Below are 25,467 nucleotides of genomic sequence, written 5' to 3' on the forward strand. Positions count from 1 at the left end.
CCGCATCTCCGCACAGCTGTCCTACTGGGAACAAGCATTGTCCGGGCTGCCCGAGCGGCTGCAGCTGCCCACCGACCGACCGTATCCGCCGGTGGCGGATTACCGCGGGGCCAGCGTGGCCGTGGACTGGCCGGCCGAGTTGCAGCAGCAGGTGGCGCGGATGGCCCGCGAGCACAACGCGACGAGTTTCATGGTGATCCAGGCCGCCCTGGCGGTGTTGCTGTCCAAGCTCAGCGCGAGTCCCGATGTCGCGGTGGGGATCACGATTGCCGGCCGCAGCGATCCCGCGTTGGACGAGCTGGTGGGATTCTTCGTCAACACGCTGGTGTTGCGGGTCGATCTGTCCGGCGACCCCACCATCGCCGACCTGATGGCGCAGGTTCGCCGGTCCGGGCTGGCCGCCTACGAGCACCAGGATGTGCCGTTCGAGGTGCTGGTCGATCGGCTCAAACCGACGCGAAGCCTGGCCCACCATCCGCTGGTTCAGGTGGCCCTTTCCTGGCAGAACCTGGACTGGCAGCGCAGCAGCGGTCCCGCGGCCGGGCTGACCCTGGGTGATGTGAAGGTCACCCCGCTGCCTGCACACACCCAGACCGCCCGCATGGACCTGACCCTCGCCCTGGGTGAGCGTTGGAGTGAGACCGGCGAACCCGCCGGGATTGGAGGGACCGTGGAGTTCCGTACCGATGTATTCGACACCGAGACCGTCCAAACCCTGATCGAGCGGTTGCGGCGGGTGCTGGTGGCGATCACTGCCGACGCGGAGGACCGGTCATGACCGCGGACCTCAGTCGGCGGTTGTCGTCGATGGATCTGCTGGACGAGGATGAGCACACGCGGTTGTTCGGGTGGGGCAATCTCGCTGCGCTGACCCGGCCGGTGGGCCCATCGCTGTCGATTCCGGAGTTGTTCGCCGCGCAGGTGGCGCGTGCTCCGGAAGCCGGCGCGGTGACGTTCGAGGGCCGCTCGATGTCGTACCGCGAGGTTGACGAGGCCGCGAATCAGTTGGCCCACCTATTGATTGGACATGGGGCGGCCCCGGGCCAGTGCGTGGCACTGTTGTGTGCCCGGTCGGCCCGGTCGGTCGTGGCGATCTTGGCGGTGCTCAAGACCGGCGCGGCGTATCTGCCGATCGATCCGATGCATCCGGCCGCGCGGATCGAATTCATGGTGGCCGACGCCGCCCCGATCGCGGCGGTCACCACCGCCGAGTTGGCCGACCGGCTTGACGGGTGCGAACTGCCGATCATCGATATCGATGATCCGCGCATCGACACCCAGCCGTGCACCGGCCTTGCGCCGCCGCAAGCCGATGACGTCGCCTATCTCATCTACACCTCGGGTACCACTGGTGTCCCGAAGGGGGTGGCCATCACCCATCAGAATGTGGCCGAGCTGCTGAAATCGCTGGACGACCGGCTGGAGCTGGCGGGGCAGGTGTGGACGCAATGGCACTCGTTGGCCTTCGACGTCTCGGTGTGGGAGATCTGGGGGGCGCTGCTGTACGGCGGGCGTGTGGTGGTCGTGCCGGAATCGGTGGCGCGCGCACCAGAGGACTGCCATGCCTTGCTGGTTGCTGAACAGATCACCGTCCTGAGCCAGACCCCGTCGGCGTTCTATGCATTGCTGACCGCCGATGAGCTGCACCCTGAGCTGGGACGGCAGCTCAAGCTGGAGACCGTTGTCTTTGGCGGTGAGGCGCTGGAACCGCAGCGGCTCAGGACGTGGCTGCGTGACCATCCGGGCCTGCCACACATGATCAACATGTATGGCACTACCGAGACGACGGTGCATGCCTCGTTCCGCGAGATCGTGGAGGCCGATACCGATAGCAGCGTCAGCCCGATCGGGGTGCCGTTGGCGCATTTGGCGTTCTTCGTGCTGGACCGGTGGCTGCAGCCCGCGCCGGTCGGTGTGGTGGGCGAGCTGTACGTGGCCGGAACCGGTCTGGGGTACGGGTACTGGCGGCGGCCGGGATTGACCGCATCACGCTTTGTGGCGTGCCCGTTCGCCGGGTCTGCAGCGCCGGGCGGACGCATGTATCGCACCGGGGATCTGGCGTCTTGGGGCGCCGACGGGCAGTTGCAGTATCTGGGTCGCGCCGATCAACAAGTCAAGATTCGTGGCTACCGCATCGAACTCGGTGAGATCCAAACTGCGCTGGCCGAATTGGATGGGGTCGATCAGGCCGCGGTGATCGCTCGCGAGGACCAGCCCGGCGACAAGCGCCTGGTCGGCTACATCACCGTATCGAGGGAGGGGGCGGTAAGCCCTGCGGAGGCGCGGGCCGCATTGGCCGAGCGACTGCCGCCTTATATGGTGCCGGTCGCCGTGGTGGTGCTCGATGCGTTGCCGTTGACGGTCAACGCCAAGCTCGACAAACGGGCGCTGCCGGCGCCGGAGTACAGCGATGCTGACCAGTATCGTGCCCCGACCACTCCGACCGAGGAGATGCTGGCCGGGATTTACGGACAGGTGCTGGGGCTGGAACGGGTCGGGGTCGACGACTCGTTCTTCGACCTGGGCGGGGACTCGCTCTCGGCGACGCGGGTGATCAATGCGGTCAACCTGAGCCTGGGTGGCGGCCTCGCCGTGCGCGCGGTTTTCGAGTCACCCACCGTGGCCCAGCTGGCGCTGCGCATCGGTGAAAGTGCCAGTGGGCGTGTGCCGTTGGCGGCGCAGCACCGGCCGCCGACAGTGCCGTTGTCGTATGCCCAGCAGCGGTTGTGGTTCCTGGACCAGTTGCAGGGTCCGTCACCGATCTACAACATGCCGGTGGCTCTGCGGCTGAGCGGCCCCCTGGATGCCGATGCGTTGGGGGCGGCGCTGGGCGACGTGGTGGGCCGTCATGAGAGCCTGCGCACGCTGTTCGCCGCAGACGAGGGAATCCCGCGGCAGGTTGTCATGCCCGCCGAGCAGGCCGATCTTGGTTGGCGGGTCGTCGATGCCACCGACTGGCCGGCGGACCGGCTGACCGCGGCCCTCGAGGCGGCGGTGTGTCACACCTTTGATTTGAGCGCTGAGATCCCCTTGCGTGCAACGCTATTCCGCGTCGGCGAGGACGAGCACGTGTTGGTGATGGTGGTGCACCACATCGCCGCCGACGGGGGGTCGGTCCGACCGTTGGCGCGTGACCTCGGCGCGGCGTACGCCAGCCGGTGCGCGCAGCGGGAGCCGGACTGGGCGCCGTTGCCGGTGCAGTACGTCGATTACGCACTGTGGCAACAGGAGTGGCTGGGAGACGAGTCTGATCCCGACAGCGTGATTGCGGCGCAGTTGGGGTACTGGGAGCACGCGTTGGCCGGGCTGCCCGAGCGGCTGGAGCTGCCCACCGATCGGCCCTATCCTCCGGTGGCTGACTTCCGCGGCGCCACTGTGACGGTGGACTGGGCGGCCGAGCTGCAACATCAGGTGCGCGAGGTGGGCCGCGAGCACAATGCGACCGGGTTCATGGTGCTGCAGGCCGCGTTGGCGGTGCTGCTCTCGAAGCTGAGCGCCTGCGATGACGTGGCGGTGGGATTCCCGATCGCGGGCCGCGGCGACCCGGCATTGGAAGAGTTGGTGGGTTTCTTCGTCAATACCCTGGTGTTGCGGGTCGACCTGACCGACGATCCCAGCTTTGTCGAGCTGCTGGATCAGGTGCGCCAGCGCAGCCTGGCCGCATTCGAGCACCAGGATGTGCCCTTCGAGGTGCTGGTAGATCGGCTCAACCCGACTCGTAGCCTGACTCATCATCCCCTGGTTCAGGTGATGTTGGCTTGGCAGAACTTTGCCGAGGACCTCGGCGCCAAGTCGGCATTGGGTGAGGTAGAGGTCAGCGCGCTGCCCACGGACACCCAGGCTGCCCGGATGGACCTGACTTTCGCCCTGTCCGAGCGCTGGACCAGCGCCGGTGACCCGGCCGGCATCGGGGGCACGGTGGAATTTCGCACCGATGTGTTCGACGCGACCACCATCGAACTGCTCATCGAGCGACTCCGGCGGGTCGTGGCGGCGGTGACGGCCGACCCGACCCGGCCGGTGTCGGCAGTGGACTTGGTCGATGACGCGGAGCGCGTCCGGCTGGACGGCTGGAGCAACCGGGCGGTGCTGGCCACGACCACGAGTCCGATCTCGATACCGGGCCTGTTCGCCGCCCAGGTCGACAGAGCCCCGGACGCAGTGGCGGTGACCTGTGACGGGCGTTCGATGACGTACCGCGAACTCGACGAGGCCGCAAATCGGCTGGCGCACCTGCTGGCCGCACACGGGGCCCGCCCGGGCCAGTCGGTGGCACTGCTGCTTACCCGGTCGGCCGAGGCGGTCGCGGCGATTCTGGCGGTATTGAAGACGGGGGCCGCTTATCTGCCGATCGACCCGACCCTCCCGGCCGCCCGGGTCGAATTCATGGTGGCCGATGCCGCGCCGATCGCCGCACTGACCACCGCGGGGGCGGCTGAGCGGCTGGACGGATTCGCCCTGACGGTCATCGATATCGACGATGAGCGCATCGGCGCTCAGCCCTGCACCGGCTTGCCAACGCCCGCTGCCGATGACGTCGCTTATGTCATCTACACCTCGGGCACCACTGGCACCCCGAAGGGCGTGGCGATCACCCACCACAACGTGACCCAGTGGTTGGGGACACCGGATGCCGAGCTGCCAGTGCAGGCATGGGCGCAATGGCACTCTTATGGCTTCGACGCCTCGGTGGAAGAAATCTGGGCTGCGTTGTTCCACGGTGGACGGCTGGTGGTGGTGCCCGAGACGGTCGCGGCCTCGCCCCGGGACCTGCAGGTGTTGCTGGCTGCCGAGCAGGTCAGCGTGTTGAGTCAAACACCGTCGGCGGTCGGGGTGATATCGCCCGAGGGGCTGGGGTCGGTCGCGTTGTTGGTGGCCGGTGAGCCGTGCCCGCCTCAGCTGGTGGACCGGTGGGCCCCAGGTCGGGTGATGATCAACGGCTACGGTCCGACCGAGACGACAGTGTGCGCGGCCCGGAGTGCGCCGTTGGCCGCTGGATCGTCGGTGGTGCCCATCGGTGCCCCGGTGGCGACGGCGGCGTTGTTTGTGTTGGATCGGTGGTTGCGTCCGGTGCCGGCGGGGGTGGTCGGTGAGTTGTATGTGGCCGGTCGTGGTGTCGGGGTGGGGTATGTGCGGCGGCCGGGGTTGACCGGGTTGCGGTTTGTGGCGTGTCCGTTCGGGGGTGCGGGTGCTCGGATGTATCGGACCGGGGATCTGGTGCGCTGGGGTGCTGATGGGCAGTTGCAGTATGTGGGCCGGGCCGATGAGCAGGTCAAGATTCGTGGTTACCGGGTCGAGTTGGGTGAAATTCAGTCCGCGTTGAGTGATTTGGCTGGTGTCGAGCAGGCGGCGGTGATCGCCCGTGAGGACCGTCCCGGTGACGTGCGCCTGGTCGGCTACATCACCGGGACCGCGCAACTGGGCGAGATCCGTGCTCAGCTCTCCGAACGCCTTCCCGGGTACATGGTGCCCGCGGCCGTCGTGGTGCTAGACGCAGTGCCATTGACCGCGAACGGCAAGCTGGACCGGCGGGCCTTGCCGGCACCGGAATACACCGAAACGGGTGAGGGGCATCGCGCCCCCACCACTTTCACCGAGGAGATCCTGGCCGGAATCTATGCCAAGGTGCTGGGGTTGGACCGGGTCAGCATCGACGACTCGTTCTTCGACCTGGGCGGCGATTCGTTGTCGGCGATGCGGGTGGTCGCGGCCGTCAACACCGTCCTGGACAGCGATCTGGCGGTGCGCACATTATTCGACGCACCCACGGTGGCACAGTTGGCGCCGCGCATTGGCGAAGGTTCCGGCGGGTTACCGCGCTTGACCACCATGGAGCGGCCGACCGTCATCCCGTTGTCCTACGCGCAGAACAGGTTGTGGTTCCTCAATCGCTTCGAGGGCGAGGCCGCCACCTACAACATGCCGACCGCCTACCGACTCAGCGGGACGCTGGATGCGGCGGCGATGCAGGCGGCTTTGGGCGATGTGGTGGGCCGCCATGAAAGTCTGCGCACGCTGTTGCCGGCCGTTGACGGTGTGCCTCGGCAGGTTGTGTTGCCCGCCGACCAGGTTGAGGTGGACTGGCAGGTTGTTGATGCCACCGGCTGGACGATGGAGCGGATCGGCGCGGCCATTGGGAACGCAGTGCGTCACAATTTCGATCTGTCCGTTGAAATCCCGTTGCGAGCGTGGCTTTTTCGGCTGGCGGACAACGAACACATCCTGGTGTCCGTCATGCACCATATCGCAGGTGACGGTTGGTCGGTCACCCCGCTGGTGCATGACCTCAGTGTGGCGTATGCCAGCCGGTGCGCCGGGCGGGCGCCGGACTGGGCCCCGCTGCCGGTGCAGTACGTCGACTACACGCTGTGGCAGCGGCAGCATTTGGGTGATCTGACCGATCCCGACAGCGCCATCTCGGGACAGTTGTCTTATTGGGAGCAGGCGCTGGCCGGGTTGCCCGAGCGGTTGGAGTTGCCCACCGACCGGCCGTATCCACCGGTGGCCGACTATCGAGGCGACAGCGTAACCGTGGACTGGCCGGCCGAACTGCAGCAGCAGGTGGCGCGAATCGCCCGCGAGCACAACGCCACCAGCTTCATGGTGATGCAGGCCGCACTCGCGGTACTGCTGTCACAGTTGAGTGCTAGTTCCGATGTGGCGGTGGGATTTCCGATTGCGGGGCGCCGGGATCCGGCCCTGGACGAGTTGGTGGGTTTCTTCGTCAACACCCTGGTGCTGCGGGTCGATGCGTCCGGTGATCCCACGCTGTCCGAGTTACTGGATCAGGTGCGCCTGCGCAGCCTGGCCGCTTTCGAGCATCAGGACGTGCCGTTCGAGGTGCTGGTCGAACGGCTCAACCCGAGTCGGAGCCTCAGTCACAATCCCCTGATCCAGGTGATATTCGCTTGGCAGAACCTGCCGTGGGAGGACGACAACGCGGCGACCGCATTGAGCCTGGGCGATCTGCAGGTGGCACCGCTGGCCGCCGAAACCCACACCGCCCGCATGGATCTGGTGTTTTTTCTCCGGGAACACTGGACCCAGGACGGCGAGCCGGCCGGGATCTGGGGAACGGTGGAGTTCCGCACCGACGTGTTCGACGCCGCCAGCATCGACGCGTTGATCCGTCGGTGGCAGCGGGTGTTGGTGGCGATGACGGGTGATCCGGGGCGGCGGTTGTCGTCGGTGGATGTGCTCGATGGCGCCGAGCGGGTGCGGTTGGAGGAGTTCGGTCACCGCTCGGTGTTGGCGGAGGCCGGTTCGGCGGTGTCGATTCCGGAGTTGTTCGCTGAACAGGTGGAGCGCGCCCCGGAAGCGGTCGCGTTGGTATCCGGCGATAGCTCGTGGACGTACCGAGAGTTGGATGAGGCGTCGAATCGGTTGGCGCACTTGTTGGCTGGTCTTGGTGCGGGACCGGGTCGGTGTGTGGCGTTGCTGCTGGAGCGTTCCGCGGCGGCGATCACGGCGATTGTGGCGGTGCTCAAGAGCGGCGCGGCGTATCTGCCGATCGATCCGGCGCATCCCGAGGCGCGGGTGCGGTTCATGGTGGAGGATGCGGCGCCGATTGCGGCGGTGAGCTCGCCCGGGCTGGTTGACCGGCTGGCCGGGTGTGCAGTGCTGGTGGTCGAGGTGGGGGATCCCCGCATCGACCACCAGCCCAGCACCGCATTGCCCGGGCCGGGGCCGATGGCCGAGGATGTGGCGCACCTGATTTACACCTCGGGCACCACTGGGGCCCCGAAGGGGGTGGCGGTCACGCATGCCAATGTGACGCGGTTGTTCGACGGGCTGGATGTCGGCGTGGAGATGGGTCCGGGTCAGGTGTGGACGCAGTGTTCGTCGTTGGCGTTCGACTATTCGGTGTGGGAGATCTGGGGTGCGTTGCTGCACGGGGGCCGGTTGGTGGTGGTTGCCGAGGACGTGACGCGTTCGCCGCAGGAGTTGCATGCGTTGTTGGTGGCCGAGAAGGTCAGTGTGCTCAGTCAGACCCCGTCGGCGGTCGGGGTGCTTGCGAGTGAGGGCTTGGAGTCGGCGGCGTTGATGATTGCTGCGGAGCCGTGTCCGGTGGAGGTGGTGGATCGGTGGGCGCCGGGTCGGGTGATGATCAACGGCTACGGTCCGACCGAGACGACGGTGTATGCCACGATCAGCGCGCCGTTGCAGGCCGGTGCCGGGGTGGTGCCGATCGGTTTCCCGGTTCCGGGGGCGGCACTGTTCGTGCTGGATCGGTGGTTGCGGCCGGTGCCGGTCGGGGTGGTCGGGGAATTGTATGTGGCCGGTCGTGGTGTCGGGTTGGGGTATGTGCGCCGGCCGGGGTTGACCGGATCCCGGTTCGTGGCGTGTCCGTTCGGGGCGCCAGGATCGCGCATGTACCGGTCCGGGGATCTGGTGCGTTGGGGTGCTGACGGGCAGTTGCAGTATCTGGGCCGCGCCGATGAGCAGGTCAAGATCCGCGGCTACCGCATCGAACTCGGCGAAATCCAGGCCGTACTGGCCGCCCATCCACGGGTGGCGCAAGCCGTGGTCATCGCCCGCGAAGACCGACCCGGCGACAAGCAGTTGGTGGGTTATGCGGTGCCGGATCCGGAGATGAGACTGATCCGGGAGCGGTCGCGGGAAACCCAGCTCGTCGGGCAATGGCAGGAGGTGTACGAGGACCTGTACTCGGGGGCAGCGTTCACCGGAGGCGCACCGGCCGAGTTGGGGGAGGACTTCGGCGGCTGGAACAGCAGCTACACCGACGCACCGATTCCGCTGGAGCAGATGCGGCAGTGGCGGTCGGCCGCGGTGGAGCGGATCCTGGCGTTGCGGCCGCAACGGGTGCTGGAGATCGGCGTCGGCTCCGGACTGCTGCTCGCCCATGTGGCGCCCGGGTGTACCGAGTACTGGGGCACTGACTTTTCGGCGGAGACGATCCAGACGCTGCGGGCCGGGCTGGCCGGACAGCCGTGGGGTGATCGAGTGCGGTTGCGGGTGCAACCGGCCGATGTGGCCGACGGGTTGCCGGAGGGCCATTTCGATGCCGTGGTGCTCAATTCGGTCGTTCAGTACTTCCCGAGCGCGGGGTATCTGCTCGATGTGCTGTCCGTGGCGATGCGGTCGCTGGCGCCGGGCGGCGCGGTGTTCATCGGCGACGTGCGCAACCTTTCGTTGCTGCGCGCATTCACCACCGGGGTCGTCTGCGTCGAGGCCTCTGGTGATCAGTCGGCGGCGGCGGTCCGCGAACGGGTGCGTCGGGAGATGCTGGCCGAGCAGGAACTGTTGGTCGCCCCGGAGTTCTTCACGGCGCTGCCGCAGCGTATCGGTGAGATCGCCGCGGTCGAAGTGCAGTTGAAGCAGATGCAGGCGGTCAACGAACTCAGCGGATATCGGTATGAGGTGGTGCTGCATAAGGGGCCGGCCCTGGTGCGCTCGATGGCGGATCTGCCGTCACAACCCTGGGAACGGTTCGGGACTCTCGCCACGATCAGGGAATACCTGGTGGCGCAGGGGCTGCCACAGCTGCGTGTGACCGGTGTGCCGCACGCCGGGATCTGGTCCGAGGTGGCGCTGGCGGAGGCGCTGGAGCAGGCCGACGCCCGGGTGAGCCTCGGCGAGTTGCGCGCCGGCCTCACCGCACCCGATGCGGTGCTGCCGCACCAGTGCCAGCTGCTGGGCGAGGAACTGGGGTACGACACCGCGGTCACGTTGTCGCCGACCGCTGGGCTGATGGACCTCACCTACATGCACGTCCCGGCCTCGTCGAAAGGCATTCCGCCCCAGGCACTGTCGGATCTGTACCTGCCGTCCACGGAGGTCGGATCCCTGGCCGACTACGTCAACGACCCCGCGGCGATCGAACGCGGGGCGGAACTGCGTGACTTTGTGGCTGACCGGTTGCCGGAGTACATGGTGCCTGCGGCGATCATGACGATCGAATCGTTGCCCCTGACCGTCAACGGAAAGTTGGACCGCAAGGCGTTGCCGGCGCCGGAGTTCAACAGCGGCGTCGCCTACCGGGCGCCGCGCGACGAACGCGAACGGGCGTTGGCCGCGCTGTTCAGCGATGTTCTCGGGGTGAGTCAGGTCGGCATCGACGACTCGTTCTTCGACCTCGGTGGGCATTCACTGTCCGCGACTCGGCTCATCGCGCGGATTCGGGCGGACTTGGATGTCGACGTTCCGATTCGGGCCCTGTTCGATGCGCCGACCGTATCCGGGTTGAGCGAATGGATCAACGCGCATGCCGAGCAACGGTCGGGGGCCGTGTTGGCGGCCCGCGAACGGCCGGCGGTACTGCCCTTGTCGTATGCCCAGCAGCGGCTGTGGTTCCTGGACCAGTTGCAGGGGCCGTCACCGGTGTACAACATGCCGACGGCATATCGGATCAGCGGGCAGCTCGACGCGGCGGCGTTGGGGGCAGCGCTGGGCGACGTGGTGAGTCGCCATGAGAGCCTGCGCACCCAGTTCCAGGTGGTCGACGGTGTCCCGCGGCAGGTGGTGGTGCCCACCGAACGGGCCGACTTCGGTTGGAAGATAGTTGATTCCAGCGGTTGGTCGACGGACAGGCTCACGGAAGCAGTAGGCGCGGCGGTCCGCTATACGTTCGATCTCGCCGCTGAAACCCCCCTCCGGGCAACACTTTTCCGCATCAGTGCAGACCAGCACGTCCTGGTGGTGGTGGTACATCATATCGCCGCGGACGGTTGGTCGATCGCTCCGCTGGTGCGTGACCTGGGGCTGGCCTACGTCTGCCGGAGTTCGGGGCGGGCGCCGGATTGGGCGCCGTTGCCGGTGCAATATGCCGATTACACGTTGTGGCAGCGCGAGCATCTGGGTGACCTGGCCGATCCGGACAGCCGGATCGCGGCACAGCTGGCCTATTGGGAGCACGCGTTGGCCGGGCTGCCCGAGCGGCTGGAGTTGCCCACCGACCGGCCGTATCCGCCGGTGGCTGATTATCGGGGCGCCAGCGTGGCGGTCGACTGGCCGGCCGAATTGCAGCAACAGGTGGCCCGAGTCGCCCGCGAGCATGACGCGACCAGTTTCATGGTGGTGCAGGCCGCTCTGGCGGTACTACTGGCTGAGCTGACCGGCAACAGCGATGTGCCGGTGGGGTTCCCGATTGCCGGCCGACGCGAGACGGCACTCGATGATCTGGTGGGCTTCTTCGTCAATACCCTGGTGCTGCGGGTCGAGTTGGCCGGCGACCTGACGGTGACGGAGTTGCTGGCCCAGGTGCGCCAACGCAGCCTGGCCGCCTACGAACACCAGGACGTGCCCTTCGAGGTGCTGGTGGATCGACTCAACCCGTCACGAAGCCTGACCCACCACCCCCTGGTTCAGGTGATGCTGGGTTGGCAGAACTTCGGTGGACAGCACGGTGGCGAATCGACAGCTGGATCCACGATGGGTGATGTGCAGGTCAGCCCATTGGTCGCAGACACTCAGGCCGCCCGCATGGATCTCGCATTCTCCCTCGAGGAACGCTTCACCGGGGCCGGCGAACCAGCCGGGATCGGCGGGTCTGTCGAGTTCCGCACCGATGTGTTCGACGCGGCCCGCATAGAAACACTTGTCGGCCGGCTGCAGCGCGTGTTGGCGGCGATGACCGCCGACCCGACCCGGCGGCTCTCGTCGGTCGATGCGTTGGATACCGCCGAGCGGGTGCGGCTGGACATGTTCGGCAACCGGGCGGTGCTGGCCCGGCCCACGACCGAACGATCGGTTCCGGAACTGTTCGCCGACCAGGTCGCACGCGCCCCGCAGGCGGTGGCGATCCGCTGCGACGGCCACGCGATGACGTACCGGGAGCTCGATGAGACGGCCACGCGGTTGGCGCACTTGTTGATTGACCACGGAGCTGCGCCGGGACAGTGTGTGGCGTTGCTGTTCGCCCGGTCGACCGAAGCCATCGTGGCAATGCTGGCGGTGCTCAAGACCGGTGCCGCCTATCTGGCGATGGATCCGGCTCATCCCACCGCGCGGATCGAGTTCATGCTGGCCGATGCCGCGCCGATCGCCGCCGTGACCACCGCAGGCCTGGCCGACCGGCTGAACCAGGGCGACACCACAATCATCGATGTCGAAGACCCTCGCCTAGACCGCCAGCCCAGCACCGTCTTGCCGGCACCGACCGCCGATGACATCGCGTACCTGATCTACACCTCGGGCACCACCGGCACTCCGAAGGGGGTGGCCATCGCGCACCGAAACCTGGTCCACCTGGCGGAGTCCATGCCCCTGGGCCTGCCGGAGACCCAGGTGTGGACGCAGTGCCACTCCTACGCCTTCGACTTCTCGGTGTGGGAGATCTGGGCGGCCTTACTGACCGGCGGGCGGCTGGTGGTGGTGCCCGAAGTCGTGGCGGGCGCACCGGAGGAGCTACACGCCTTGGTCGTGCGTGAGCACGTGAACGTGCTCACGCAGACTCCGTCCGCGGTGGGGATGCTGGCGCCGCAGGGCTTGGAGTCCGTGGCGCTGCTGCTCGGCGGTGAGCCCTGCCCAGTCCAGGTGGTGGATCGGTGGGCACTCGACCGGACGGTGATCAACGCCTATGGTCCGACCGAGGCCACGGTCTACGCCACGATGAGTGCGCCGTTGGCCGCTGGATCGTCGGTGGTGCCCATCGGTGCCCCGGTGGCGACGGCGGCGTTGTTTGTGTTGGATCGGTGGTTGCGTCCGGTGCCGGCGGGGGTGGTCGGTGAGTTGTATGTGGCCGGTCGTGGTGTCGGGGTGGGCTATGTGCGGCGGCCGGGGTTGACCGGGTTGCGGTTTGTGGCGTGTCCGTTCGGGGGTGCGGGTGCTCGGATGTATCGGACCGGGGATCTGGTGCGCTGGGGTGCTGATGGGCAGTTGCAGTATGTGGGCCGGGCCGATGAGCAGGTCAAGATTCGTGGTTACCGGGTCGAGTTGGGTGAAATTCAGTCCGCGTTGAGTGATTTGGCTGGTGTCGAGCAGGCGGCGGTGATCGCCCGTGAGGACCGTCCCGGTGACGTGCGCCTGGTCGGCTACATCACCGGGACCGCGCAACCGGGCGAGATCCGTGCTCAGCTCTCCGAACGCCTTCCCGGGTACATGGTGCCCACCGCAGTAATGCCGGTGAATGTGCTGCCGTTGACGCCCAATGGCAAACTCGACACCCGCGCCCTGCCTGCTCCCGAATTCGCCGACACCGGACGGGATTACGTCGGCCCAACCACGTTCACCGAGGAGGTCTTGGCCGGCATCTACGCCGAGGTGCTGGGGCTGGAACGCGTCGGCATCGACGACTCGTTCTTCGACCTGGGCGGCGATTCACTGTCGGCGATGCGCGTGATCAGCGCGGCCAACAAGGCGTTGGCCTCCCATCTGGCTGTCCGCGCCATCTTCGACGCACCTTCGGTACGAAGCCTGGCCCACCAGGTGGGCTGCTCCGACGGGGCAGCGGAACTGGTCCCCGTCGAAATCCTCAGGGAGGGCAAGGGCGTCCCGTTGTGTTGCATTCACGATGGTTTCGGGCTGAGCTGGTCTTATCGGGCGTTGGACGATCAGCTGGACTGCCCGATCATCGGAATCAATCAACTTCCGCAGGATGGCGAAGTCGAACCGGGATCGATTCGCAGCATGGCTGCCAACTATGCGGACAGACTCCAAGCGCTTTATCCGGACGGTCCCTACCAGCTGCTTGGCTGGTCGTTCGGTGGCGTGGTTGCTCACGCGCTCGCGGTCGAGCTGCAGCGACGCGGGTGTGAGGTGCAACGCCTCGTACTCTTGGACGCCGCGCTGAGCGCGAACGTGATGAACAAGATCAGGATGGGTGCCTACCGGACCATTGCGCGGAATCGCGCTCTCGCCGAAGGGCACGTATTGGAATACATCTTGCGGACCAATCGCATGAGCGTCCCTGCGCATTGGCGGCCGATCACGTATCAGCAGGCCGAAGAATTGATCCAGCATCGGGGGATGGACTTCGCCCTGCCGCCCCGGGAATTGGTGGAATTCATGGTTCACAGCCTGAATACGAACCAGGAGTGCCTGCTCGAGCACGTGCCCGATGTGTACGACGGCGACATCGTCATCTTCTCCGCCGCGCGACGTCGGAATCAGGACCGAAAGAACCCCGAATCGATCTCGCGGTGGCGGGGACTGCGAAACCGAATGGCGACCCGCTCAAACCTGCAAAGCTGGCGTACCTATGCAACCGGTAATGTCACCGCACACTCGGTCGATTGCACGCATTATGAAATGTTCGCGACCAACTCGCTGAGGGAATACGGGGAAAAACTCAAGTCGGCACTCAAGGCGTAACCCGGGCAGTTGGGCCGCCGTTGCCGGGGTTCAGGGCTGATTCGAACTCACTGCGATGCGCCGGTTCACCAAACACCCGGCATCATGCGACTCGGAACTTGTCGCATGTAAGCCTCGTACCCGGCGAGATCGTCCTGGAGCAGTTTTTCTTCGTCGCGGATGCGAAAGGCGAACACCACAAGGGCGGGGATCACAAACACGAGACCCCAGTAAGAACCGAGCGCAAGTGGTGTTCCTACCAGCAGGAACACGTTGCACGTGTACATGGGATGGCGCACCAGCCCGTAGAGACCGGTGGAGATCAGCTGCTGGCCGGGCTCCACTCTGACCGTGACAGCCGCATGGCTGTTCTGCATGAGCACCAGGCCCACCGCACCAATTCCGATCGCGATCAGGGCGGCGCCGAACAACGAGACCGCCACCGGAACCGTGGACCATCCGTTCCGGTGGTCGAGAGCGCTCACAACGAGCATTGCGGCCCACAACATAAATACGCCGCCCGCGATGACCCGCTGCGTGATCCGGGTCTCGGGTACCAGCCTGCGCCGCGCCAGTACTTCGGAATTCGTGCGTAGAAAATAGATGCTCACGAGCCAGCTGGAAGTTGCAATTACGGCCAGAAACACCCACGCCTGCCAGTAGTCGAACGTGCCGGCGGGCCCGAATATCAGCAATCCCATCAGCGCCATTCCGAGCGAGCCGGATAACAACATAGAGAATATATTTTTCACGACTTCCCCCTACGCGTACATAACGACGCTCCCATCAATAGCTTACCTCGGCGCTGGCGCAATTCATTCGCCTTTCCCGGGCTTCGCGGCGCGGAGTTTCCGGCCGTGATTCGGGGGTGGCTTCGCAGCAGAAAGCCGTGCGCCGGGAGCGGGCCCTAGACCGTGCGGGCCAGTCGGTCCGCGAGCAGGCCGGCGAACCTCGCCGGATCTTCCAGCTCGCCGCCCTCGGCGAGAAGAGCTGTGCCATAGAGCAATTCGGCGGTATGGGCGAGGTCCTCCGGTGTTCTCACGCCGTCACCGAGGTTGTGATGCGCCCGTTGCAGGCCGGCCACCAGCGGATGATCCGGATTGATCTCGAGAATCCGCTTTCCGACCGGCAGCACTTGTCCGGATGCACGGTACATGCGCGCGAGTGCCGGGGTGATACCGAAGGTGGGGGTGATCAGGCAGGCCGGGGACTCGGTCAGGCGAGTCGACAACCGCACCTCCGAAACATGATCACTCAGGGTGTCCTGCAACCAGGCGATCAGGTCGGCGAAATCCTTTTGTTGTTCCTCGCGCTCGGCCTCATGGGCCGCCTTCTCGTCTTCCGAGTCGAGGTCAACCTCGCCCTTGGCCACCGACTGCAAGGGTTTGCCGTCGAACTCGGTCACCGTCCCCACCCAGATCTCATCGACCGGATCGGTGAGCAGCAGCACCTCGTACCCCTTGGCCTTGAACGCCTCCAGGTGAGGCGACTTCAGAAGTCCGGTCAACGATTCCCCGGTGGCATAGAAAATCTGTTCCTGACCGTCCTTCATGCGTGCGACGTACTCGGACAGGGTGGTGGGTTCCTCGTCGCTGTGCGTCGACGAGAACGAGGCAACTCGCAGCAGGGCGTCCTGATTGTCGAAATCTGATGTCAGGCCCTCCTTGAGAACCGCGCCGAACTGCGTCCAGAAGGTGCGGTAATCCTGAGGTCGCTCGGCCTGCAGCTCGCCGATGGTCGTGAGAACCTTCTTGGTCAAGCGGCGTCGGATGGCTGCAATCTGTCGGTCCTGCTGCAGGATCTCGCGGGATACGTTGAGCGACAGATCTTGTGCATCGACCAGGCCCTTGATGAAACGCAGGTACGGCGGCATGAGCTGATCACAGTCACCCATGACGAAGACGCGTTTGACATACAGCTGGACCCCGGTCTTGGCGTCGCGGTTGAACAGGTCGAACGGGGCTTGCGACGGGATGAACAGGAGCGCTTGGTATTCGAAGGTGCCTTCGGCTTTCATCGCGATGACCTCGAGAGGGTCGTCCCAGGCGTGCGCGATGTGCTTGTAGAACTCCTTGTACTCGTCGTCTGAGACCTCATCCTTGGATTTGGCCCACAACGCCTTCATCGAGTTGAGGGTCTGCGTCTCGACGGTGATGGTTTCTTCGCCACCGTCCGCTGCCGCGGGGCTGCGCCGCTCGACCTGCATCCGGATGGGCCAGGCGATGAAGTCGGAGTACTTTTTGACCAGTTCCCGGATCTTCCATTCAGCCGTGTAGTCGTGCAGTTCGTCTTCGGCGTCTTCTGGCTTGAGGTGCAGGGTTACGGATGTCCCCGTCGGGGCCTGGTCGACCGGTTCAATGGTGTAGGTGCCGTCACCGCTCGACACCCAGCGGGTGGCTCCACTCTCGCCGGCCTTGCGAGTGAGTAGCTCCACCTTGTCGGCCACCATGAACGTCGAGTAGAAGCCGATGCCGAACTGACCGATCAGCTCTTCCGAAGCCGCCGCATTCTTGGCTTCTTTGAGCTGCTGACGTAGCTGGCCGGTGCCAGACTTGGCGAGCGTGCCGATCAGATCGACGACTTCCTCGTGCGTCATGCCGATGCCGTTGTCACGAACGGTCAGCGTGCGTGGATCCTGCCCCACCTCGATCTCGACGTGGAGGTCGGACGCGTCGACGTTCAGCTCCTTGTTCCGCAGTGATTCGAGGCGAAGCTTGTCCAGCGCATCGGAGGCGTTCGAGATCAACTCCCGCAGAAAAGAGTCCTTGTTCGAGTAGATCGAGTGGACCAGCAACTCCAGCAGTTGGCGAGCTTCGGCCTGAAACTCCAGCTGCTCAACGTGTGCAGTCATGTGTGATTCCGTTCCGCCCAAACAACCTTCGATTACCGATACCGGGAGATAATACCGAGCGCGCCAGCACGCGGCACTGCGCTCAGAAGCCGCCCAGGCCCCGGACTACGAGCGAGGCGCCGACCAACGCCAAGATGGCTGCCACGAACTTCCGGTGATGAGCCTGCGCCCACTCGTGCAGCCGGTGAAGTAATGCCTGGGTCCTGGTCGGGGCCACCACATTGCTGGCGAGGATGATCTCTTCGATCAAGAGCACGCCGACCATGTACGCGACGACGGCGATGACCTGCGTCCCGAGGGCGGCGCCCGAGGCCACGATGATGGCGAGGGCAAACAGCACTCCGTCGAGTGGCGGCAGCACTATGACCCCGAGGGTGAACGCGATCCACGGGGACCCGTTCTGCCACGCAGTGCGGGCGCGGCTGAGCAGCCTGCGAAACAGCGACGCATCCGTGGCCGGGGCGCCGTCGGCTGGGCCCAGCCACCTCGAAATGAAGGGCGGTGTCGTTGAATCCAGCGCCAGTGGCGAGGTGGCCCCGCCCCGATCCGGAGTTGTCTGCCTGACCTCGGCGGCAGGTGCCTGCGCGAACGAGCGCACTACTATCAGCGCGGCGGCCGCCAACAGAGCCACACCTACGCCGATGGCAGTGCGCTGGGCGGTGGGATTCGCCGTCGGGTCCGCGAAATCCCTGGCAAACGAGGCCGACGCCGGGTTGGCGTGCAGCAGCACCAGTGGAAGGAGCAGAGTCGCTAAACCCACGATCGCGGCGCCGACCCAATAGGCGAGCAGGTTCTGCATGGGCCGCGGTCGGGACAGCACCAGCAGGATGATGCCGAGACGTACGGGATTGATCGTCGTCAAGAGCGCCAGTGCCAGCAACGAGCCCCACATCAGCGGAGCCTCGTTGATTGCTTGTTGTTCTCCATCTCGGACCTCCCAGGTTCGCTTCGCACCGGTATCGCTGTCAGCGTTTCTCCGTCGATTCGTCGGACGACGAGGGCCCCCCATCGTCTTTGCTTGCAATGACCACCGTGGGACCCGTTCGACGAGTGCGGAATTCGACCGTGATGGCCGGGTCGGCGTGCTGGGCGAGCGCCCGGAGTGCCGACGGGCTATAGGCGCGAAGGCCGCTGATGACCGCATCGTGTATCACCGGGACGCGAGCGAACGGCAGCACTGCCGTCAACATCGCCAAGTGCAGCGGCGGCCGTGGCCTGCGGACGTCGATGATCAACAGCTTCCTGGCGGCCCGCGTTCCTTCGGTGAACACCCGGGCGGCCAACTCCGGGGGGAGATGGTGCAACGACAACGCGAACACCGCCAGGTCGTAATACCCGTCGGGGGCGTCGATTGCGGTGGCGTCCATCACCCGAACCGTGGCGCGGGGGTGACTGCCGAGGTCGCCGGCTCCGATATCGGCGACGAACGAGGGGTCGACGTCGGTGACCGTCACCTCGGTGGTGGGGTGCAACTCCAGCAACTTGCGGGACAACCCGCCGAGGCCGGACCCGATTTCGAGGATTCTCGGCGCGGGCACCTCGGGCAGTTCGGCGAGCACTATCCGGGCATGCTTCTCGTAGGTACCGAACCGCGGTCGCCGCCCACCCCGGTCGAGTGCCCGGACCACCTTGCCCTTCAGTTCGTCGACGTCGTCTCGGTCCAGATACTCCAGCCGGTCGGTCTGCAGGCGTCGGGACAGCCAGGAGGCGTCCGGTCCGCCCCGCGCCATCCCGGCGATATCCACTCCCTCACCGACGACCATGGCCGATCGCGGCGGTGCGACGCTGAGCACCTGGAGAAGCGTTCGGGGCGACCACGTCATCAGACCGCCTCCACGGGTTCGAGCTTCTCGCAGAGGTAGTCCGCCAGCGCATGAACTGTGGTGATGTCGGTGGTCGAGATGCGTATCCCTGTTTCGGTCTCTATCCGGGTACGCAGTTCGAGCACGCCCAGCGAATCCAGACCGTACTCCGGGAGCGCGCGGTCGGGATCGATACTGCGCCGCAGGATCAGGCCCACCTGCTCGGAGACCAGACGTCGTACTCGAACCGGCCACTCGTCGGGGGGCAAGTCGCTGAGTTCCGCGCGCAATCTCCCCAAGCCCATAGAGTTCTGCCCGTTGGAGCGGAACGCCTGGGCGAATGCGCTCTGCAGGGCGAATGCAGTGAGCCAGGGGTTAGCCGAAGTCGGCGCGTAGCCGGTGTAGGCCCGGTTGTGGCGCAACAGCGCTTCGAATGCGTATGCGCCCTCCTCGGGAGAGATGGCAACGCCGGCCCCTTCGGCCAGCGTCACACCGCGCCCGATCTCGGCCCACGGCCCCCACGCTATCGAGGTGGCCGGCAGGCCATGGGACCGCCGCCAGCTGGTGAAGGCGTCCAGCCAGCTGTTGGCGGCTGCGTAGGCACCTTGGCCGGGAGAACCCACCAGCGCCGCGGCCGAGGAGAATGAGCAGAACCAATCCAACGGCTGGTCAGCGGTGGCGGCATGCAAGTTCCATGCGCCGTAAACCTTTGGTGCCCAGTCCCGCTCAATCAGTTCGTCGGTGATGTTGGTCAGGATGGCGTCGTCGATGACACCGGCCGCATGCAACACTCCCCGCACCGGGAGCCCGGACGCCGTCGCTGTAGCCACCACGCGGTCGGCCGTCTCGGGGGCGGCGATGTCGCCGCACATCACGACGACGTCGGCACCGGCAACCCGGATGAGCTCGATCGTTTCCAGCGTCTTGGTATCGGGCTGAGAACGGGAGATGAGGACGATTCGCCCGCACCCGGCCGCGCCCAGTTTCTCCGCGAAGAACAACCCCAGCCCGCCCAGGCCGCCGGTGATGATGTACGAACCGTCGGCGCGAAACGCCTGAATGTTCTCCGGGGGCAGCACCACATTGCTGTTTCCCGCATGCGGGATGTCGAGGATGAGTTTCCCGGTGTGTTGAGCCGCGCTCATCTGCCGCAGCGCCGTGGCGGCGTCGGTGAGCGGGAAGTGCGTGCTTTCGGGCAACGGCAACGTACCGTCGGCGGTGAGTTGGTACACCGTCCTGAGCAGGTCGCGCACCCGCGCGGGATGACTGACCGACATCAACCCTAGATCGAGGCCGTAGAACGCGAGGTTGCGACGGAACGGGAACAAACCCAGCTTGGTGTCCCCGTAGATGTCACGCTTTCCGATTTCGACGAATCGACCTCCGAGAGCAAGCAATTCGATACCGGCGCGCTGGGCAGCACCAATAACCGAGTTCAGCACGATGTCGACGCCGTAGCCGTCGGTGGCATTGCGGATCTGGTCCGCGAAGTCGACACTGCGGGAGTCGTAAACGTGCGCGATGCCCATGTCGCGCAGCAGTTGTCGGCGCTGCTCGCTGCCGGCGGTGGCGAATATCTCCGCGCCGGCGGCGCGGGCGATCGCGATTGCCGCCTGGCCGACTCCGCCGGTTGCCGAGTGGATCAGCACCTTGTCGCCGGCCTTGATGCGCGCCAGGTCATTGAGGCCGTACCAGGCGGTTGCGTGCGCGGTGGTGACCGCCGCGGCCTGATCGTCGGTCAGGCCGGGCGGCAGCGTCACGGCCATCCGACTGTCGCACGTGACGAACGTGGCCCAGCAGCCCTCTGCAGACAACCCGCCAACATGATCGCCGACCTGGTGCTCGGTGACATCGGGCCCGACCGCGGTCACCACCCCGGCGAAATCGGTACCCAGTTGTGGCAGGTGCCCGTCGAACGCAGGGTAACGGCCGAAGGCGATCAGCACATCCGCGAAGTTGATACTGGATGCCGTGATCGCGACCTCGATCTGTCCCGGCCCGGGTGGAATCCGCTTGCAGGCCACAAGTTCCATCGACTCCAGGTCGCCCGGTGTACGGATCTGCAGACGCATCCCATCGCATTCAGGGTGGCTGACTACGGTTTGCCGATCCTCGGGGCGCAGCGGAGTGGCGCGCAGCCGCGCGGTGTACCAGTGTCCGTCCCGCCAGGCGGTCTCGTCCTCCTCCGACCCGCCGATCAGTTGCTGTGCCAGTTGCTCAGGGTCAGTGGCCTCGTCCAGGTCGATCTGAGTGGCATCCAAATGGGGATGTTCAGCGGCGATCACCCTGATCAATCCCCACAGCCCGGCCTGCTCGAGGTTTGGCGTTTCGCCGGTCAGCACGCTGTGGGCGTTGCGGGTCACCACGTACAGCCGCGGTAGCTCGCCCGGCATGTCTGGCAGTTCGCGCGTGATATGCACCAGGTGTCTGACGTACTCGCTGCCCAGCGCCGGGGACCGGTCCTCGGTTGCGTTGTCGGTGGAGCCGCGCTCCGGTGCGGTGAGAACCACGACGCCGGTGAATGCACCGGTGCGAAGCAGACTTGTCAGTCGTGCGCCGTTCGTGCCGTTGTCGACATTTGTCGGCCAGTGCAGTGTGTTGCACTGGGCGCCATACCTTTTGAGCCCGCCCGCCACGGCGTCCGCCAGCGCGTCGTCGGTAGGGGCGGAGCTGACCAGCAGCCAATTGCCGGCCTCGACGAATTCCGATTCCGGCAGTTCCCGTTGTTGCCACTCGATGGTCAGCAGCCCCTCGGACAACACCCGGTCCCGTCGAACCTGCTCGGAACCGGTACCGAGCTGCAGCCCCTGCACGGCGATCAGCACATTCCCGTCCTCGTCGAGGACATCGATATCGGCCTCTACCCGAGTTCCGTCGGCACAGGTGACGCGGGTATGGCAGTAGTGCGCGTTGCGGGCCGAGCCATAGGTGCGTAGCCGCCGAACACCCACGGGCAGCCCGAGCATGTCGGTGCCGATGGCCCGAACGGATGGATGAGCTTCGAGGGACTGGAAACATGCATCCAGAAGCGCGGGGTGCACGTCGTAGGCGTCCTGCTGCGATCGAATCGAGCGCGGCAGCGCGACCTCGGCCAGCACGGTGCCGGTCGAATCGTCACCGGTGTGCACCGCGGCCAGGCCGGCAAACGCCGGACCATACTGAACGCCGTGTTGAGCCACCCGTCCCCGGATCTCGGCGCCGTCCTCGCGGCTCGGATGCGCCGCGAGTAACGCAGCCATGTCATATGGAGCCGGTTGCTCGTCCGCTGCCGCCTGTAGCACCGCTGCGGCGTGCCGGGTTTGTTCGGTTTCCTGCGTTGTCGCCACCGTGAACCTGATGTGCCCCGGGTCGGACTGCACCGCCGAGGCACCAACGGTGGTCTGCTCATCCAGCAACATCGCCTGTTCGAAGCGGAGATCACGAACCTCACCCACATCGCCCAGGACGGTCCGGGCGGCCGCCAGCGCCATCTCGCAATACCCCGCGCCCGGGAACACGGCGACATCGCGGATCCGGTGGTCGGCGAGCCAGGGTTGAGCGGCGGTGCCGAGGTCGGCCTGCCACACGTGCCGCTCAGGCTCCTCCTGCAAGTGCACATGCTGGCCCAGCAGCGGATGCACTGCAACGGTGCAAGCGCCATGCGTCGACGATTCCCGACCGCCGCCGGTCAGCCACATCCGTTGGTGGGTCCAGGTAGGCAGGGGCGCGTCCACCAACCGCCCGCTCGGGTAGTGCACGGCGAAGTCGACCGCCGCACCCGCGCAGTGCAGGTCCGCCACGAACGGGCGCAACCCGTAGGGGAGCGCTTGCTCGCGGCGCATTGCTGCCACGGCAGCCAGCGGTATGTCGCGGCTGAGGGCAGTCTGCTCGAGCGCACGGGTGAGCAACGGATGAGGCGCCAACTCGGCGAAGACGCGGTGACCGTCTTCCAGGGCGGCCTGCACAGCCGTGGCGAACCGGACCATCCGGCGCATGTTGGTCACCCAATATGCGGCATCGCAGACCGGTTCCTCGCGCGGGTCGAAAAGGGTTGCCGAATAGAACGGAACTTCCGGAGTCTTGGGGTTGAGGTCGGAGAGTGCGGCGCCCAACTCGTCGACGATCGGGTCGACTTGAGGCGAATGGAAGGCGACGTCGACGGGGACCTTGCGGGCCATCACCTCACGCTTCTCCCAGGCTGCGATCAGGTCGTCAACCGAATTCGTCGCGCCGGCGATCACCGTGGACTGGGGCGAGGTCACCACCGCGACCACGACATCGTCGATACCGCGGGCGGTCAGTTCTGAAAGCACTTCCTTGGCAGGCAATTCCACCGCCGCCGTGGCGCCGTTGCCGGCGACACGGGACATCAGCCGGGATCGGCGGCAGATCAGCCGCGCCCCATCCTCGAGCGATAGCGCGCCCGCGACAACGGCAGCGGCCGCCTCGCCGACTGAGTGCCCGATGACCGCACCAGGTCGTACGCCATAGGCCGCCATGGCGGCGGCCAGCCCGATCTGCATCGCGAATAGCGTCGGCTGGATTTGGTCCTGACCGCTCGGGAGCAACGGCGCCGACATCGCAGCGGTGACCGAGAATCCGGCCTCCCCCTCGATGAGCGGTTCCAGTTGCGCGATGACGCCGGCAAACACCGGTTCGGCCGCCAGCAGTTCGGCACCCATCTCCGCCCATTGCGAACCCTGCCCGGAGAACACCCACACCGGACCCCGATCATCGAGTCCGACCGCGGTCGGATACGGAGTGTCACCGTCGGCGACCTCGCGCAACGCCGCGGCCAGGTCGGTCCGGGTGCGGGCCGTGACCGCGGTGCGCACCGATCGGTGCCCGCGCCGACGCGCCAGCGTATAGGCCAGGTCCGGCAGGGCCACGTCGTCATGCGCGGCCACCCAGTTCGCCAGCCGGCCTGCGGTGCGGCGCAGTTCCTCGGGCGAGGTGGACGACAGCGGAAACAGCAGCGGTGCTGATGATTCGGCCGTCCCGTCTGCGGGACCGACGTCCGATGAACACGCATCGGGCGGTTCCGGCACCTGCTCCAGAATGGCGTGCACGTTGGTCCCCGACACCCCGTACGACGACACCGCGGCGCGCCGGGGCGCGTCGTGGTGTGCTGGCCACTGCGTGTTCTCTTGCGGTACAAAGAGATTCGTCGAGATTTGGGCCATCGCATCGGGCAGTCGGTTGAAGTGCAGATTTTGCGGAATGACGCCGTGCTGCAGCGCGAGGACCGCCTTCATCAGACCCAGGGTGCCGGAGGTCGACTGAGTGTGTCCGAAGTTGGTCTTCACGGCGGCGAGTGCGCACGGGCCGTCCACGCCGTATACCTCGGCCAGACTGGCGTATTCGATCGGGTCGCCGGTAGCGGTACCGGTGCCGTGCGTTTCCACCATTCCCACCGTGGAAGCGTCCACCCCGGCGGCCGCCAGTGCCGCGCGGTACGCCGCGACCTGCGCCGGGCGCGACGGTGTGGCGATGTTGACGGTGTGGCCATCTTGATTCGCGGATGTGCCGCGAATGACAGCCAGGATCCGGTCACCGTCTCGCTGCGCGTCGGACAAGCGTTTCAGCAGCACCACGACGCAGCCCTCGCCCGGAACGAAGCCGTCCGCCGCGGCATCGAAGGCGTGGCAACGACCGGTGGCGGACAGCATGCCTTCCGCCGACCCCGCGGACCATTTTCGTGGGTCCAAGGCCAGGGTGGCGGCACCGGCCAGGGCGAGTTCACTTTCGCGCTCATGCAGGCTGCGACAGGCCAGGTGGACGGCGGTCAGGCCGGAGGAACAGGCGCTGTCCACGGTGAGTGCGGGACCGTGAAGCCCGAGCGCATAGGAGACCCGGCCCGAGGCCAAGCTGAAGTTGTTCCCGCTGAAGCCATACGGCCCCTCTACCGCGTGGGCGTCGGCAGCCAACAACTGGTAGTCGGCATGCGTCAACCCGACGAATACACCGGTCAGCGAATCGGCCAACTGCTGACGAGTGAGACCGGCATGTTCCATGGCCTCCCAAGAGGTTTCCAGGAGTATCCGGTGCTGTGGGTCGCTGGCGATGGCCTCACGCTCGTTGATCCCGAAGAACTCGTAGTCGAAGCCGGCAACGTCGTCCAGAAACGCGCCCCACTTCGACACCGAGCGGCCGGGCACCCCCGGTTCCGGATCGTAGTATTCGCTGGCGTCCCAGCGGTCCGGCGGAACCTCGGTGACCAGGTCATCGCCCCGAAGTAGCGCCTCCCACAGGTGCTCCGGGGACTCGATGCCGCCCGGGAGCCGGCACGCCATGCCGATGACGGCAACCGGGGTGACCGGCTGGGCGTGCGCAGGATGGACGGCGTCGAAGCCTGAGCCCGACGACGAATGTTGCTCGGTCGCGGATGTAACCACGTGTCTCCCCCTCACAGCAGACCGAGCAACGGCATGGCATGGCCGTTGCTGGGCTCGCTTCCCCCTCGTGTGAGCCTGATACCGACGCCGGTGTCGCGTTTCCCCCGGACTTCAGCGCAAGCAGTAGGCAGTCACTACGCCTAACGGTAGGTACGTGCAGCCGAGTTGTCTCGAAATCTGAGCAATCTGT

The 25,467-nt window shown here is 66.1% G+C and carries 7 protein-coding genes (1 of these 7 running past the window's edge); 2 read left to right on the forward strand and 5 right to left on the reverse strand.

The window, feature by feature from the left end; translation table 11 throughout:
• Both RCP80_RS02190 and RCP80_RS02195 read left to right on the forward strand, forming a co-directional pair.
• Positions 1-778, forward strand: partial view of a non-ribosomal peptide synthetase gene (locus RCP80_RS02190; RefSeq protein WP_465270704.1) — the 3' end only. 17,519 nt of this gene lie to the left of the window's left edge; the window shows 778 of its 18,297 coding nt (coding positions 17,520-18,297); the start codon falls outside the window, past its left edge; it ends in the stop codon at positions 776-778.
• Entirely contained in the window at positions 775-14,271 is a 13,497-nt protein-coding gene (locus RCP80_RS02195) for a non-ribosomal peptide synthetase (protein WP_465270703.1), read from the forward strand. The genes RCP80_RS02190 and RCP80_RS02195 overlap by 4 nt, the downstream gene beginning before the upstream one ends.
• Positions 14,272-14,336: 65 nt before the next feature.
• Here RCP80_RS02195 and RCP80_RS02200 read toward each other — a convergent pair whose 3' ends face one another.
• The 5 genes from RCP80_RS02200 to pks2 form a co-directional block, all read right to left on the reverse strand.
• The gene (locus tag RCP80_RS02200; protein WP_308480788.1) at positions 14,337-15,002 is read right to left on the reverse strand and encodes a methyltransferase family protein; all 666 of its coding nucleotides are present in this window, start codon (positions 15,000-15,002) and stop codon (positions 14,337-14,339) included.
• Positions 15,003-15,157: 155 nt separating this feature from the next.
• Positions 15,158-17,101 carry a molecular chaperone HtpG gene (gene htpG, locus RCP80_RS02205; RefSeq protein WP_308482667.1) on the reverse strand — a complete coding sequence of 648 codons (1,944 nt, stop codon included), beginning with the start codon at positions 17,099-17,101 and terminating at the stop codon, positions 15,158-15,160.
• Positions 17,102-17,183: 82 nt separating this feature from the next.
• Positions 17,184-17,993, reverse strand: a complete 810-nt coding sequence (locus RCP80_RS02210; protein ID WP_308480789.1) for a GAP family protein — start codon at positions 17,991-17,993, stop codon at positions 17,184-17,186.
• A 73-nt stretch (positions 17,994-18,066) separates the two neighbouring features.
• Positions 18,067-18,864: a class I SAM-dependent methyltransferase gene (locus RCP80_RS02215; protein ID WP_308482668.1), complete on the reverse strand. Its 798-nt coding sequence runs from the start codon at positions 18,862-18,864 to the stop codon at positions 18,067-18,069.
• A 59-nt stretch (positions 18,865-18,923) separates the two neighbouring features.
• On the reverse strand, positions 18,924-25,277 hold the full coding sequence (gene pks2 / locus RCP80_RS02220; RefSeq protein ID WP_308480790.1) for a sulfolipid-1 biosynthesis phthioceranic/hydroxyphthioceranic acid synthase: 6,354 nt from the start codon (positions 25,275-25,277) through the stop codon (positions 18,924-18,926).
• Between the last annotated feature and the right edge of the window lie 190 nt (positions 25,278-25,467).

The organism is Mycolicibacterium sp. MU0053, assembly GCF_963378095.1.
Classification (GTDB): Bacteria; Actinomycetota; Actinomycetes; order Mycobacteriales; family Mycobacteriaceae; genus Mycobacterium; species Mycobacterium burgundiense.

Coding starts and splice junctions, on each gene's coding strand:
- htpG (WP_308482667.1), bottom strand. CDS start 17,101: ATGACTGCACACGTTGAGCAGCTGGAGTTTCAGGCCGAAGCTCGCCAA.
- RCP80_RS02215 (WP_308482668.1), bottom strand. CDS start 18,864: ATGGTCGTCGGTGAGGGAGTGGATATCGCCGGGATGGCGCGGGGCGGA.
- RCP80_RS02195 (WP_465270703.1), top strand. CDS start 775: ATGACCGCGGACCTCAGTCGGCGGTTGTCGTCGATGGATCTGCTGGAC.
- RCP80_RS02210 (WP_308480789.1), bottom strand. CDS start 17,993: ATGTGGGGCTCGTTGCTGGCACTGGCGCTCTTGACGACGATCAATCCC.